This window comes from Arthrobacter sp. 05T47 (assembly GCF_056395825.1).
In genome coordinates this window covers 20,991-35,069 of the sequence record NZ_JBFTKG010000026.1, presented here as the reverse complement: position 1 = coordinate 35,069, position 14,079 = coordinate 20,991, and the positions used below count along the sequence as shown (strand labels likewise).

Below are 14,079 nucleotides of genomic sequence, written 5' to 3'. Positions count from 1 at the left end.
TTGGGGTTTGTGAGAAGCTAGGGGAGTGAACGACATCCTCCCCATTATTCTGCCCATTCTCGCTGTCCTGGTGGTCCTCGGCCTGCTGATCCCGGTGCTTATGAAGACCCGGAAGACCACCAGGAAGTATCTCGGCACGCGGGACGAAAACGACCCCGTGCAGGCTCCGGGGGCCGGAACGCTGGTGGAGGACCGTCCCGCGCCTGCGCCGGCGGCACCGGCAAGGACCGCGCCGGACTCCGTCGGGCTGGACGAAACCGAAGTTGTCGAGGTTCCGGACGACGCCGCCGGCCTGGAAACCGTGCCCGTCGAAACCCCGCTGCCGGTGGCCGGACGCCTCGCCCGGCTGCGCGAGCGGCTGGTCAAGTCCAACAACGTCCTGGGCAAGGGACTGCTGGCCCTGCTCTCGGCGGACAAGATCGACGAAAACGTCTGGGATGAAGTCGAGGAAACCCTCCTGCTGGCCGACCTCGGTACCGAGCCGACCATGCAGCTCGTGGACGCCCTCCGCGAACGCGTCAAGGTGATCGGCACGCGGGACCCCGAGCACGTCAAGGCCCTGCTCCGCGAGGAACTGATCAAGCTCGTGGACCCCACCATGGACCGCAGCCTGAACATCGAGCGGCATGACGGCAAGCCTGCCGTCATGATGGTGGTGGGCGTCAACGGCGTCGGCAAGACCACCACCGTGGGCAAGCTCGCCCGCGTGCTGGTAGCCGAGGACAAGGACGTGCTGCTGGGCGCCGCGGACACCTTCCGGGCCGCCGCCTCCGAGCAGCTGGCCACGTGGGGCTCGCGCGTCGGCGTGCCCACCGTGAAGTCGGACATCGACGGTGCCGACCCGGCCTCGGTGGCCTACGAGGCCGTCAAGGCCGGCATCGACCAGGAAGTCGACGTGGTCATGATCGACACCGCGGGGCGCCTGCAGAACAAGGTGGGCCTCATGGACGAGCTCAGCAAGGTCAAGCGCGTCATCGAAAAGCTTGCCGAAGTCGACGAGGTGCTGCTGGTCCTGGACGCCACCACCGGCCAGAACGGGCTCAACCAGGCCCGGGTGTTCTCCGAGGTGGTCAACATCACCGGGATCGTCCTGACCAAGCTGGACGGCACCGCCAAGGGCGGCATCGTCGTCGCCATCCAGAAGTCCCTCGGCGTCCCGGTGAAGCTGATCGGCCTGGGCGAAGGCGCCGACGACCTCGCGCCGTTCGACGCCGAAGGCTTCGTGGATGCGCTGCTGAACTAGCACGCTGGGCAACAACACGCTGGGCAACAAAGAGTGCCCCGGTCCTTCAGAAGGACCGGGGCACACTTTATTTCCTTGAAGTAATTGCCTTGCAGCGGCTAGTACTTGAAGTTCAGAACCGTCACTGTTCCCGCGGTCAGCTTGAACTGCTGCGCCTGGGACTTGTACGCGAACCCGGGCACCGTGGCACGTTTGGCGAGGGGCGTCGGCTCGGTCTTGGCGCCGTCGATGACGGTCTGGTCCTCAGCCTTGTAGCTGGGGCCGCTGAGCTGGGTCATTGTTCCGGTCACCGGCTTGCCCGGCAGGTTCAGGGTGACGTCGGTCTGCGCGGCCTTTTCGGGGTCGTTTTCGTTGACGATCACCACGCTGGTGCTGCCGTCAGCGTTCTGCAGCGCATAGCTGAACGCCAGGCCGCCTCCGGAGCTGTTCAGCTTCATGAACTTGCCGGCCTCGAGCTCGGCCACCATGGAGATGCCGAAGAAGTTCGCGCGACCGGACATCTGGCCATTGCCGAACGGGTAAGCGCCGGCGCTGCAGATGGCGGACAGGGGCGGGCCGCCCTTGCACGTGAGCAGGGAGCTGTGGAAGCCAATCCGGGTGATGCCCAGCTGGGCGGCATTGAGGGAATAGTCAGCCGCCCACAGGGCCGAGGCGTGGGTGCGGGATGTCTCGTTGGAGCCGGGGCAGGCTGCGATCCCGGTTTCCGGGAGCCAGGTTTCCAGGCCCGCGGCCTGTCCGACCTTGATGGCCGACTGCTGATAGTCAGCGGCACGGTCGTGCATCAGCTGGCTCATCAGGTTGGCCATGGTGGGCGAGCCCTTGGGGTCACTGCCGTCACAGCTGTAGAGCGGGTAGTTATGGAACGACAGGATCTTTTTCTGCGGAATGTCCGCATCGATGAACGGCTGCCACCACTTCTGGTCATAGGCGCCTGGCCCGGAGATCGGCACGTTGGGGGCCACGGCATAGATGGCGTTGGCGTAGTCCTTCAGTTCCCGGACGTACTGCTCCAGGCTGTAGCCGCTGCCGGTCTTGACGTCGTTGAAGACGAAGCCGTTGGGCTCGTTGCCCACCGTGATGCTCAGCAGCCGGTCGCCGAAGATCTCCGAGGCGTTCTTGACCATGTCCGCGGCCCGGGCCGGGTTGTAATGGCCAAGGTCCACCGTGAGGCTGACCTTGGCGTCGCTGGCCTCCAGCAGGGTCTTTAGCCGGGCCAGGTCTGCCGGGCCGACGGCCTTGACCGGGTGCGTCTTGTCGCCCTTGTAGTCACCGGGGACAGCCTCGCCCGTGGAGGTCCAGAAGAAGCGCCGGTCCACGGCGTTGCCGCCGAAGCGCAGGACGGGCTGGTCGATCTCCTTGAGGAGCTTGACCATCGACGCGTTGCCGCTGCTGAGATCGGGGTCGGCCAGGTCCGTGGCCTCCAGGGAAATTCCCGTCAGGCCCTTGTTCAGGGAGGTGCCCACAAGGTCGTTGGAGACGTCGAGCTTGAGGGGCTCAACTTTTTCCAGAGGCGACCCGGCCGGCGGACCCGGCTGCTGGTAGGAGGTGACCGCGGGTCCCACCTCGGCGGGAGTGGGCGCCGGGGTGGACTGCGCCGGTTCGGAAGCGGCCGGCGGGGTGGGCGCCGGGTTGCCGAGGGCGATTGGAGCCAGCACCGCCGCTGCGGCGACGACGGCGACGATTCCGGCGCCGGCGATCAGCCGTGCGCGCTTCCTTTTCCCCGCTGTTTTTCCTGCGGATCGTCCCGCGTTCGCGGGATCGGCGGGGTTGGGGCTATCGGCTTTCCCGGGGGAAGAGTCGAATCTGGCCATGGGGGATTACCTCCGGAAGATTGTGGCACGTGCCCCCAGCTTAGCCAAGGGCGGCGGCCGCCGCTGACCGGAACGTCCGGAGCAAGGTCCAGGACAAGTATCTGGACAGGGTCGTGGACGCGGCTCCCTGCACTTCGGACCCGTGGCGGCAACGCCGCAGGTCAGGCGGGGTCCGGGGCCAGCCGGCGGAACGTTTCGCGGGCCGGCAACCACACGGCGGCGGCGGCCAACAGCATGCCGCCGGTGACCCCGAAGGCCCATCCGTAGCCCAGCCGGTCCGCCAGCAGCCCCGCCACCACTGGCCCCACAATCGCCCCGCTGTCGGAGGCCATCTGGAAGACCGCGAGGACGCGGCCGCCGGAGCGCTCGTTGCCGATCACGTCCGCGATGGCGGCCTGCTGGGCCGGGCCCAGCAGCCCGGAGCCGATCCCGGCACACGCGGAGGCGAGCAGGAACCAGGGCAACTGGTGCGTGAACCCGATGGCCGCGGTGGCCGTGCCGGTAACCAGCAGCCCGGCCAGCAGCAGCGGCTTGCGGCCCAGGGTGTCCGCGAGGCGGCCGGAGAACGTCAGGGCCACCGCGTTTCCGCCGGCAAACACGGCCAGGGCCCAGCCAGCCGATTCCGGGCCCGCGCCAAGCGCCACGACGGCGAAGAGCGGCACCGTGGCCATCCGCACGCCGAAGGTGGCCCAGCCGTTGGCGAAGCTCGAAAACAGGCCGGCCCGGTAGGCGCTGTCCCGCAGCGCGTCCTTGAGTTCCATCGCCGGGGCCTTCGCTCCGGCCTGGCGCGAGGCGGCCGGGACGTGGCTGAGCTGGGTCTGCACCACGAGGGCCGCCAGCACCAGGGCCGCCGCGTACGCAAGGAACGGCACCCGCAGGCCAAAACTGGCGAGCAGGCCGCCCACGATCGGGCCGCAGACGTTGCCGATCAGGAACGCTGAGGCGTAGGCCCCGGAGACCCGGCCGCGGCTTTCCGGCGGCGCGAGCCGGACCACGAGCGCCATCGACGCCACCGTGAACATCACCGAGCCCGCCCCGCCCAGGCCGCGGAAGACCAGCAACTGCCAGTAGTCCTGGGCGAACGCGCACGCCGCCGTCGACGCCGCCACGATCAGCAGGCCCGCGACGTAGACGGGCCGTTCGCCCAGCTTCACGATCAGGGCGCCGCCCGCCGGGGCGAAGACGAGCCGCATGAACGCGAAGATGCTCACGATCACGGCGGCCGCCGTCGCGCCGACGTCGAACGTGGTGGCGAACTGCGGGAGAACGGGTGCGACGAGGCCAAAACCGATGGCGATCAGGAACGCCGCCACCAACATCACCTTGATGTCCCGGGGCAGCCGGGAGCGCCCCGGGTCCGGGGAGGGAACCGTGGCTGCGGCTTCGCCGGCGGGGCGGGAGGTGTTGCTCATGATGCGTTCGTCCTTGGCTGATACGGGGCCGGCTGGCGGCGGKTCTTTCAAGCGCGGAATTAAACCGATGAAACATAACCGTAACAAGTGTGAGATGCACCATTTACGTCCGGGAGGTTCTTGTAACAACCCGGCAATCTAAATCCTCCGCCAGCGAAACACAGCCCCGCGAAACTCGTTGTAGAACGCAAATAATGCGTTGGGACCGGCGGACTAGTCCGCACCTATTGCAAGAGAGGACGTAGACCATGGAACTCACCGCAGGTCTCGTTTGGCTCCTGGTCGCCGCGGCACTCGTGCTGTTCATGACCCCGGGCCTGGCATTCTTCTACGGCGGCATGACTCGCGCCAAGTCGGCTTTGAACATGATGATGATGAGCTTCGTCGCCATTGGAACCGTGGGCATCATGTGGGTCCTGTGGGGCGCTTCGATGGCTACGAGCAACGAGGACAACTTCTTCCAGATCTTCGCCAACCCGTTCAGCCACTTCGGACTGCACGGGTTCACCGAACCTGCTGATCTGCTCAAGGTCGGCTACGCAGCCACCTTCGCGATCATCACGGTGGCCCTGATCTCCGGCGCCGTCGCTGACCGCGCCAAGTTCTCCGCCTGGGTGGTCTTCACCCCCATCTGGGCCACCCTCGTCTACGCACCTCTCGCGTTCATGGTGTGGGGCGGCGGGCTGTTTTCCGCCAGCGGCTGGTTCGGCCAGACGTTCGCGCCGGTCATCGACTTCGCCGGTGGCACCGTGGTCCACATCAACGCCGGCGTCGCGGGCCTGATCCTGGTCCTGATCATCGGCAACCGCAAGGGCTTCGGCAAGGACCCGAACCACCGCCCGCACAACATTCCGTTCGTCATGCTCGGCGCCGCCATCCTGTGGTTCGGCTGGTTCGGCTTCAACGCCGGTGCCGCTGCGACCGTGGAGCAGGCCGGCCTGATCTGGATCAACACCCTGGCCGCCCCGGCCGCCGCCATGCTCGGCTGGCTCGCCGTGGAACGCTACCGTGACGGTCACCCGACTTCGCTCGGTGCAGCCTCCGGCGTGGTCGCCGGCCTCGTCGCCATCACCCCGGCCTGCGCCAACGTCTCCCCGCTCGGCGCGATCGCCCTCGGCGTCGTGGCCGGTCTGGCCTCCGCCCTCGCCGTCGGCCTGAAGTTCAAGTTCGGCTACGACGACTCGCTCGACGTCGTCGGCGTCCACCTCGTCTCCGGTGTCATCGGCACCGTGGCGATCGGCTTCCTCGCCACCCCGACCCAGGGCGCTGCGGGCCTGTTCTACGGCGGCGGCACCACGCAGCTGGTTGCCCAGACCCTCGCGGCCCTGATGGCCATCGCCTTCACAGCCGTCATGACCTTCATCATCGCCTTCCCGATCCACAAGCTCATGGGCTTCCGGGTCTCCCAGGAACAGGAAGTCGTCGGTGTGGACCTGAGCCTGCACGCAGAGACCGCTTACGAGTTCGGCGTCGGCGGGCACGGCGGCAGCTTCCAGCCGCTGCACGAACTGATCACCGGCAAGCCGCAGGTGGAGGAAGACACAGTCTCCGAAACGCCGGTGGACGTCTCGTCCAACGGCAAGCACAACGCAACGGGTAAGGAAAGTGTGGGGGCATGAAACTGATCACAGCAATCGTCCGTCCGGAAAAGCTTGAGGCTATCCGCGAAGGCCTGGAAGCCTACGGTGTGCAGGGCCTCACCGTCAGCGCAGCCAGCGGCTACGGCCGGCAGCGCGGCTACACCGAGGTGTACCGCGGCGCCGAGTACAACGTGGACCTCCTGCCCAAGATCCGGGTCGAAGTCCTGGCCACCGACGAACAGGCGGACGACATCCTCGATGTCATCATCGCCAGTTCGAATACCGGCCGGGCCGGCGACGGCAAGGTCTGGACGATGGATGTGTTCGAGGCTGTCAGGGTCCGCACCGGAGAGCGCGGTTCGGCAGCGATCTAGCTGCTCCCCGCTCCGCCCCGGTACTGGGAACAGATAACGCGGCGCTGACACTGCGGGCCGGATGCCTGAGGCATCCGGCCCGCTTTGTCGTGTCCGCTGCTGGGGGTTTCTGCTAGTTGTTCCTCACTGCTAGGCCGGCCAGCCGTCCGGGCCCGCGGTCCCGGCCGGGTATTCCTCCAGCGGGACGTGCCCCGCGGTCCAGGACTTCAGCACCGGCGCCAGGATGCGCCAGCAGTCCTCGGCCGTATCGGCCCGCACCGAGAGCAGCGGGTCACCGGTCAGGACGCCCTCGAGCACTTCGCCGTAAGGGAGGAGCCCGGAGGCGCTCAGCTCGGCCTGCAGCGTGGCCCGGTCCAGGCTCAGGACATCGCCCGGGCCGTTCACGTCGACGTCGAACTGCAGGGTGTCCGGGCCAAAACCGATCCGCAGCTGGTTGGGGGCGTCCACACCGGTGAAGCCCTTGGGCAGGTGCGGCACCGGCCGGAAGGTCACCACGGCCTCCTTGCGTTTCTTGCCCAGTGCCTTGCCCGAGCGGAGGATGAACGGCACGCCCTGCCAGCGCCAGTTCCCGATCTGCACCTGAACCTCGGCCAGGGTCTCGGTGCCCCGGGCCGCGTCCACGCCGTCCTCCTTGGTGTAGTCCGGAATTTTCCGGCCGTCGATCGAACCCGCGGTGTACCGTGCCCGGCGGGTGCTTTGGCGGTACGGGGCCTGGATGCTGCTGGCCCGCAGCACCGTGGCCACGGCATCGCGGAGGTCGCGTTCGTCCACGGAGGCCGGCGGCTCGATGGCCATGAGGGCCATGATCTGCAGCAGGTGGCTCTGGATCATGTCGCGGAGGGCCCCGGCGCCGTCGTAGTAGCGGGCGCGGCCCTCGAGGGCGAGGTCCTCATCGAAAATGATCTCGATCTTTTCGATGTGCTGCCGGTTCCACACCGGCTCCAGGAAGGTGTTCGCGAAGCGCAGGCCCAGGATGTTCAGGACCGTGGCCTTGCCGAGGAAGTGGTCCACCCGGTGGATGTGGTCCTCCGGGACCAGTGCGGCCAGCGTCCTGTTCAGGTGCCGTGCGGATTGCTCGTCCGAGCCGAACGGTTTCTCCATGACCAGCCGGGTTCCCGCGGGCACGTCCTCCGGCGCGAGCGCTTCGCACGCGAGCTGGCTGACACGCGGCGGGAGGGCGAAATAGACGGCCACGGGGCCCTCCAGCCGGGCCAGCAGCCCGGCGAGCTGGCCCTCGGCCGTGACATCGAGCTGGTGGTAGGTGCTGTCCTGCCGGATCCGCTTGAGTTCCCGCTTGCCGTGGGCGTCGGCCTGGGCGTCCTCGTCCGCGAAGCAGTCCTCGACGCGGCCCAGCCACTGCTCCGGCGTCCAGGGGTCCGATCCGGCTCCGGCCAGGGTGAGGCCGTCGGCGCGGCCCCGGGCCACCAGGCGGGCCAGCCCCGGCAACAGGAGCCTGCCGGTAAGATCGCCGGAGGCGCCCAGGATGAGCAGGGTTTTTACAGTTGTTTGGCTGGTCACCTAAGCCAGCATGCCATCTTGAAGGCGCATCTTGGTACCCTAGATAGTCGAGTCCTGTTGTCGTGGCGGTTCGCCCAGGCGAACACCAGTCGCGACGCTGGCGTGCCGCACCGGCCGCCACCTGTACATCCACTGAAAGAAGTGCACGGCGCGTGTTCAATTCACTCTCTGACCGGTTGACAGCAACCTTCAAGAATCTGCGTGGCAAGGGCCGCCTGACCGAGGCGGACGTTGACGCCACAGTCCGCGAGATCCGGCGTGCCCTTCTGGACGCCGACGTCGCTGTGCCCGTGGTCCGGGAGTTCACCGGCCGCGTGCGCGAGCGTGCCCTCGGCGCCGAGGTCTCCGGGGCGCTGAACCCGAGCCAGCAGATCGTGAAGATCGTCAACGAGGAACTCGTCGAGATCCTCGGCGGCGAGACCCGCCGGATCCGCCTGGCCAAGACCGGCCCCACCATCATCATGCTGGCCGGTCTCCAGGGTGCCGGTAAGACCACCCTGGCCGGCAAGCTGTCCAAGTGGCTCAAGTCCCAGGGTCACAGCCCCATGCTGGTGGCCTGTGACCTCCAGCGCCCCAACGCCGTCACCCAGCTGCAGGTGGTCGGCCAGCGCGCCGGCGTTCCCGTGTTCGCCCCGCACCCGGGTGCCACCTCCACCGAACTGGACCACCCCGCCGGTGACCCGGTCGCCGTCGCCCGTGCCGGCGTCGAGGAAGCCAAACGCACCCTGCACGACGTCGTGATCGTGGACACCGCCGGCCGTCTCGGCGTCGACGCGGACATGATGGAGCAGGCGCGCCAGATCCGCCGCGCGATCGTCCCCAACGAAGTCCTGTTCGTGATCGACTCCATGATCGGCCAGGACGCCGTCAACACCGCCCTGGCCTTCGACGAAGGCGTCAACTTCACCGGCATCGTGCTGTCCAAGCTCGACGGCGACGCCCGCGGCGGTGCCGCGCTGTCCGTCGCATCGGTGACCGGCAAGCCGGTCATGTTCGCGTCCACCGGCGAAGGCGTGGACGACTTCGAGCTCTTCCACCCGGACCGGATGGCCTCGCGCATCCTGGACATGGGTGACGTGCTCACCCTGATCGAACAGGCCGAGAAGTCCTGGGACAAGGACGAAGCGGCCCGGATGGCGAAGAAATTCGCCGACCAGGAAGACTTCACGCTCGATGACTTCCTCGCCCAGATGCAGCAGATCCGCAACATGGGCTCCATGAAGAAAATGCTCATGATGATGCCGGGTGCGCAGAACATCCGGCAGCAGCTCGAGCAGTTCGACGAGCGCGAGATCGACCGGGTCGAGGCCATTGTCCGCTCCATGACCCCGCACGAGCGCGTGGCCCCGAAGATCATCAACGGCTCGCGCCGGGCCCGCATCGCCCGCGGCTCGGGCGTGCACGTCTCCGAGGTCAACGGCCTGCTGGAGCGCTTCGCCCAGGCCCAGAAGATGATGAAGAAGATGGCTGCCGGCGGCGGCATGCCCGGAATGCCGGGGATGCCCGGGATGGGCGGCGGGGGCGGTGCCCGCAAGGGAGCCAAATCCGCGCCCAAGAAGAAGGCACGCTCCGGCAACCCGGCCAAGGCCGCGCAGGAACTGCGCGACGCCGAGGCCCGGCGTGCCGCCGGCGCCAAGGCCCTGCCCACCGGAGCGTCGTTCGGCCAGCAGGGCGGCGASTTCGATCCGTCCCAGCTGAACCTGCCCAAGGGCTTCGACAAGTTCCTCGGCGGCAGCAAGTAGCTGCAGCTGCTGATGCCGCCGGGACTGTGTCGCCGGCGGCATCAGCACTGATGTGCCATAGGGTTAGACAATGTTCAAGCAGCGCGTAGTCTTCGTCCACGGGGATGGCAGCTTCGGCGCCGCCGCTTGGCCCAAGCAGCACGGAATGGCGCTGGACTACGACGCCCTGTTCCTGCGGAGGCACGGTTTTGATGCCGTCGCGGAACCGCTGGAAACCAACTTCGCCGCCGACGCCGCCATCGTGCTCGCCTCGCTGGCGGACGATGGCCGCGGCGAGGCCGGCGGCCATGTGGTGGCCCATTCGCAGGGCGCCATCGCCGCCATGATGGCCGCCGTCGAACGGCCCGACCTCGTCCAGTCGCTGACCCTGGTGGAGCCGGCCTGCCTGTCCTTGACCGCGGAACTCCCGGCCACCGCCGCGCACCGGGCCCTTATGCAGCCGCTCTACGATGTCCGGCACAACCTCAGCGACGAGGACTTCCAGCGCGAGTTCATCCGCCGCGCGTTCGCGGCCGAGGCCCCGGGGGCCACGACGCCGGAGGCGCTCCGCGCGGCGCGCCGGCTGMGGYTGCAGGCCCCGCCGTGGGAGGCGCCGCTGCAAATCGTSCCGGGCGTSCCGACGCTGGTCCTSACCGGMGGCTGGGAACCGCTGTATGAGGAAATCGCCGGCTACCTGCGCGAGACCGGCGCCCTGCACCGCACGGCCGCGGGCGGGCACCGGCCCCAGGATTCAACGGACGGCGACCGGACGATCCGATCGTTCATCGCCGAGGTCAGCCGGCACCAGCACGCCCGGGCCTGCTAGGACGCTGTCGGTCCGCCCACGGCAGGCTCCGGCAGGTAGACCTTGCCGCCGGAGGCGAGGAACTCGCTGCTCTTCGCCCGCATCCCGGCCGCCATCTGCGCCAGGGCAGCCTGCGAATCGACAGAACCATAGTTGCCGGTACCGTACTCATCCCGGATGTCCTGGCTGATCCGCATGGAGCAGAACTTGGGACCGCACATCGAGCAGAAGTGCGCGGTTTTGGCCGGCTCCGCGGGAAGCGTCTCGTCGTGGAAGGCCTCGGCCGTCACCGGGTCRAGGGACAGGGCGAACTGGTCCCGCCAGCGGAACTCRAACCGCGCCTTGGASAGSGCGTCGTCTCGYTCGTGGRCGCCGGGGTGGCCCTTGGCGAGGTCGGCGGCATGGGCGGCGATCTTGTACGTGATCACCCCGGTCTTCACGTCATCCTTGTTCGGCAGCCCGAGATGCTCCTTGGGCGTGACGTAGCAGAGCATGGCGGTGCCAAAGCGGGCAATCTCGGTGGCGCCGATCGCCGAGGTGATGTGGTCATAACCGGGCGCAATGTCGGTGACCAGCGGCCCGAGCGTATAGAAGGGTGCGCCCTTGCAGAGTTCCTGCTGGCGTTCCACGTTTTCCCGGACCAGGTGGAAGGGCACGTGCCCGGGACCCTCCACCATGACCTGCACATCGAACTCCCAGGCCCGCTGCGTGAGCTCGGCCAGGGTGTCCAGCTCGGCGAACTGCGCCGCGTCGTTGGCATCCGCCGTCGCGCCGGGCCGCAGCCCGTCACCCAGGGAGAACGCGACGTCGTACTTCGCGAAGATTYCGCACAGCTCGTCGAAGTGGGTGTACAGGAAGTTCTCCTGGTGGTGCGCCAGGCACCAGCCGGCCATGATGGAGCCGCCGCGGGAGACGATGCCGGTGACCCGGTTGGCCGTCAGGGGCACATAGCGCAGCAGCACCCCGGCGTGGATGGTCATGTAGTCCACGCCCTGCTCGCACTGTTCGATCACGGTGTCCCGGAAGATCTCCCAGGTTAGGGCGTTGGCCTCACCGTTGACCTTCTCCAGCGCCTGGTAGATCGGGACGGTGCCGATGGGCACGGGGGAGTTGCGGATGATCCACTCGCGCGTGGTGTGGATGTCATCACCGGTGGAGAGGTCCATCACCGTGTCCGCGCCCCACTGCGTGGCCCACTGGAGTTTGTCGACCTCCTCGGCGATGGAGCTGGTCACGGCCGAGTTGCCGATGTTGGCGTTGATTTTCACCAGGAACGCCTTGCCGATGATCATCGGCTCCGATTCGGGGTGGTTGACGTTGTTAGGAATGATCGCGCGGCCCGCGGCCACCTCGCTGCGCACCAGCTCCACATCGCAGTTCTCGCGCAGCGCGACGAACCGCATTTCCTGGGTGATGACGCCGTCGCGGGCGTAGCGCATCTGCGTGACGGTCCTGCCCTCGACGGCGCGGCGCGGCACCGGGCGCCCGCCCTGCCATTCGGCCGACGCCGCACCCCGGCGGACCGCCGACTTGCCGTCATCGAGAAGCTCCCGTTCCCGGCCGGCGTAGGGTTCGGTGTCCGCCCTCGCCTCGATCCAGGGAGCCCGGAACGGCTCCAGCCCGCGGACCGGATCGCTGCCCGGGCCGGCCGTGCGGTAGACCCGGAACGGAGCGTTCGCGACACCGCCCGGGGAGGGTTCCAGGGCGATCTCGGTCACCGGGACGCGGATGCCGTGCTCCGGATCCGCGGTGAAGGCCAGCGAGTGGGACTTCAGCGACTGGGTAGTGACTGCTGGCTTCTTTTGGGCAGGGCTGTGCTGTGTTTCTGTGGTGCTCAAAGGATTACTCACTTCCTTCGCCGGCATTACCCGGACAGGTTCAACGGTCGCAGGCTGCGCTAGCCCGATCTCAGCCCCTGCAAGGGCACCCGTGTGGTCGTARACGAAGCTACCACAGGCCCWCYGGAAGCCTGCCGAGTGTGACGGCAMCCGGCCAGGCGGCAGTGTTAGCGTGGAATWGTGACTCTGCCCRGGSCCGTGCCCCGCACCAGGACGGCGACGCCGGAAGACCTCGCGGCGCTGCCGGTTCTCGAGGCCGCGGCCGACCGCCTCCTTGAAGCGGCATTGGGGAACCAGGCGCTCCCGTCCCCGGAAATGACGACGCCGGTTGAGCCGCTCTTCGTACTGGTCGCCGGAAGCCCGCCTGTGGGATTCGCCCGCGTGGACGAAGTCGGCAGCCAGGCCCACCTGGAACAACTCTCCGTACATCCGGACTCTGCCGGACGGGGGATTGGGCGGTCCTTGGTTCACKCGGCCATCGACGCGGCCCGSGGCCGGGGCTATGCATGGATGACGCTGTGCACTTTCGCGGACGTTCCGTTCAATGCCCCGTTTTACGCAAGCTGCGGCTTTGAGGAACTCGCCGAGCCGGGGCCGGCATTGGSCGCCCTGCGGATCCACGAAGCGCAACTGGGCCTGGATGGGCTGGGCCGGCGGATCGTCATGCGGATTAGGCTGTAGGCCATGACCAGCATCATCGAGTTCACCGGCCCCATCCTCACCGCGGCGGACCAGGAACGCCGCGGGCTCTGGGCGGTGGACGGCCTGCTGACCTTCGACCGTCCCGCCGACGCGCCGGACCGCGTGCTGGACGGCTGGGTCMTGCCCGGGYTCGTGGACGCACACTGCCACATCGGCCTTGGCCCGGGCGGGGACGTCTCCGAGGCCACCGCKGAATCCCAAGCCCTGGCGGACCGCGACGCCGGGACGCTGCTGGTCCGCGATGCCGGCGCCGTCCACGACACCCGCTGGCTCCAGCAGCGCCAGGACCTTCCCCGGATCATCCGCTCCGGCCGGCACATCGCCAGGGCCCGGCGCTACCTGCGCGGCCTGGCCGTCGAGGTCGAGCCCGGCGATCTCGTCGAGGCCGTACGGAAGCAGGCCCGTGCAGGCGATGGCTGGGTCAAGCTGGTGGGGGACTGGATCGACCGCGACGTCGGCGACCTCGCCGCCAGCTTTCCGGCCCGCACGGTCAAGGACGCCATCCAGGCCGCCCACGATGAAGGGGCCCGCGTCACCGCGCACTGCTTCGCCGAAAACACCCTGGATGACATGCTCGACGCCGGGATCGACTGCATCGAGCACGCCACCGGATTGCTGCCGCGGCACCTGCCGCGCTTCCTCGAACAGGGCGTCCCGATCGTGCCCACCCTGATCAACATCGCCACGTTCCCGGACATCGCGGCGCGGGCGGAGGCCAAGTTTCCSCGCTAYGCCGCCCAYATGCGCTCGCTGTGGGAGCGGCGCGCCGAGCGGGTCCTCGAAGCCYACGAGGCCGGGCTGGCCATCTATGCCGGSACCGACGCCGGCAGYGTCATCAGCCACGGCCGGATTGTCGACGAGATCCAGGCCCTGCACGCAGCCGGCCTKCCCGCCGCYGCCGCCCTCGACRCYGCGAGCTGGTCCGCGAGGACSTGGCTCGGCGCGGACTCCATCGGCGAAGCCGCAAGCGCCGATGTCCTGGTCACGCCAGAGGATCCGCGGAAAAATCCGGCGACGCTGCGGCAACTCAAGCACATTGTGTTGCGCGGCCACCTCATCCGCTAGGAATAAATTG

At 68.1% G+C, this 14,079-nt stretch carries 11 protein-coding genes and 1 riboswitch; of the genes, 7 read left to right on the top strand and 4 right to left on the bottom strand.

Features of this window, described 5'->3' with window-relative positions:
• Window positions 1-25: 25 nt before the first annotated feature.
• Window positions 26-1,243 (top strand): signal recognition particle-docking protein FtsY, encoded by a 1,218-nt coding sequence (gene ftsY / locus AC1DEY_RS16645; RefSeq protein WP_476868935.1) that lies wholly within the window; start codon window positions 26-28, stop codon window positions 1,241-1,243.
• Between the two features lie 98 nt (window positions 1,244-1,341).
• Here ftsY and AC1DEY_RS16640 read toward each other — a convergent pair whose 3' ends face one another.
• Both AC1DEY_RS16640 and AC1DEY_RS16635 read right to left on the bottom strand, forming a co-directional pair.
• Window positions 1,342-3,054 (bottom strand): hypothetical protein, encoded by a 1,713-nt coding sequence (locus AC1DEY_RS16640; RefSeq protein WP_476868934.1) that lies wholly within the window; start codon window positions 3,052-3,054, stop codon window positions 1,342-1,344.
• Between the two features lie 161 nt (window positions 3,055-3,215).
• Complete coding sequence (locus tag AC1DEY_RS16635; protein WP_476868933.1) at window positions 3,216-4,466, bottom strand: MFS transporter; 1,251 nt, start codon at window positions 4,464-4,466, stop codon at window positions 3,216-3,218.
• 248 nt (window positions 4,467-4,714) lie between these two features.
• On the opposite strand from AC1DEY_RS16635, the gene AC1DEY_RS16630 reads away from it, so the two are divergent.
• Both AC1DEY_RS16630 and AC1DEY_RS16625 read left to right on the top strand, forming a co-directional pair.
• The gene (locus tag AC1DEY_RS16630) at window positions 4,715-6,085 is read left to right on the top strand and encodes an ammonium transporter (RefSeq protein WP_476868932.1); all 1,371 of its coding nucleotides are present in this window, start codon (window positions 4,715-4,717) and stop codon (window positions 6,083-6,085) included.
• On the top strand, window positions 6,082-6,420 hold the full coding sequence (locus AC1DEY_RS16625; protein WP_028276847.1) for a P-II family nitrogen regulator: 339 nt from the start codon (window positions 6,082-6,084) through the stop codon (window positions 6,418-6,420). The genes AC1DEY_RS16630 and AC1DEY_RS16625 overlap by 4 nt, the downstream gene beginning before the upstream one ends.
• Window positions 6,421-6,549: 129 nt before the next feature.
• Here the strand turns inward: AC1DEY_RS16625 and AC1DEY_RS16620 are convergent, their stop codons facing one another.
• Window positions 6,550-7,938: a glucose-6-phosphate dehydrogenase gene (locus AC1DEY_RS16620; RefSeq protein ID WP_476868931.1), complete on the bottom strand. Its 1,389-nt coding sequence runs from the start codon at window positions 7,936-7,938 to the stop codon at window positions 6,550-6,552.
• A gap of 152 nt (window positions 7,939-8,090) precedes the next feature.
• Between AC1DEY_RS16620 and ffh the strand changes: the two genes are divergently transcribed.
• Both ffh and AC1DEY_RS16610 read left to right on the top strand, forming a co-directional pair.
• Window positions 8,091-9,680 carry a signal recognition particle protein gene (gene ffh, locus AC1DEY_RS16615; RefSeq protein ID WP_476868930.1) on the top strand — a complete coding sequence of 530 codons (1,590 nt, stop codon included), beginning with the start codon at window positions 8,091-8,093 and terminating at the stop codon, window positions 9,678-9,680.
• Window positions 9,681-9,750: 70 nt separating this feature from the next.
• The gene (locus AC1DEY_RS16610; protein WP_476868929.1) at window positions 9,751-10,485 is read left to right on the top strand and encodes an alpha/beta fold hydrolase; all 735 of its coding nucleotides are present in this window, start codon (window positions 9,751-9,753) and stop codon (window positions 10,483-10,485) included.
• On the opposite strand, the gene thiC is transcribed toward AC1DEY_RS16610, so the two are convergent.
• On the bottom strand, window positions 10,482-12,302 hold the full coding sequence (gene thiC / locus AC1DEY_RS16605; RefSeq protein WP_476868928.1) for a phosphomethylpyrimidine synthase ThiC: 1,821 nt from the start codon (window positions 12,300-12,302) through the stop codon (window positions 10,482-10,484). The genes AC1DEY_RS16610 and thiC overlap by 4 nt on opposite strands.
• A riboswitch (TPP riboswitch) is annotated at window positions 12,298-12,405 on the bottom strand. Its footprint overlaps the gene before it by 5 nt.
• A gap of 77 nt (window positions 12,406-12,482) precedes the next feature.
• On the opposite strand from thiC, the gene AC1DEY_RS16600 reads away from it, so the two are divergent.
• Both AC1DEY_RS16600 and AC1DEY_RS16595 read left to right on the top strand, forming a co-directional pair.
• The gene (locus AC1DEY_RS16600; protein ID WP_476868927.1) at window positions 12,483-12,983 is read left to right on the top strand and encodes a GNAT family N-acetyltransferase; all 501 of its coding nucleotides are present in this window, start codon (window positions 12,483-12,485) and stop codon (window positions 12,981-12,983) included.
• 3 nt (window positions 12,984-12,986) lie between these two features.
• The gene (locus AC1DEY_RS16595; protein WP_476868926.1) at window positions 12,987-14,069 is read left to right on the top strand and encodes an amidohydrolase family protein; all 1,083 of its coding nucleotides are present in this window, start codon (window positions 12,987-12,989) and stop codon (window positions 14,067-14,069) included.
• Window positions 14,070-14,079: the final 10 nt, after the last annotated feature.

Bases quoted from the DNA above. Each gene is read 5' to 3' on its own strand.
- AC1DEY_RS16640 (WP_476868934.1), bottom strand. From the start codon at position 3,054: ATGGCCAGATTCGACTCTTCCCCCGGGAAAGCCGATAGCCCCAACCCC.
- AC1DEY_RS16635 (WP_476868933.1), bottom strand. From the start codon at position 4,466: ATGAGCAACACCTCCCGCCCCGCCGGCGAAGCCGCAGCCACGGTTCCC.
- AC1DEY_RS16630 (WP_476868932.1), top strand. From the start codon at position 4,715: ATGGAACTCACCGCAGGTCTCGTTTGGCTCCTGGTCGCCGCGGCACTC.
- AC1DEY_RS16625 (WP_028276847.1), top strand. From the start codon at position 6,082: ATGAAACTGATCACAGCAATCGTCCGTCCGGAAAAGCTTGAGGCTATC.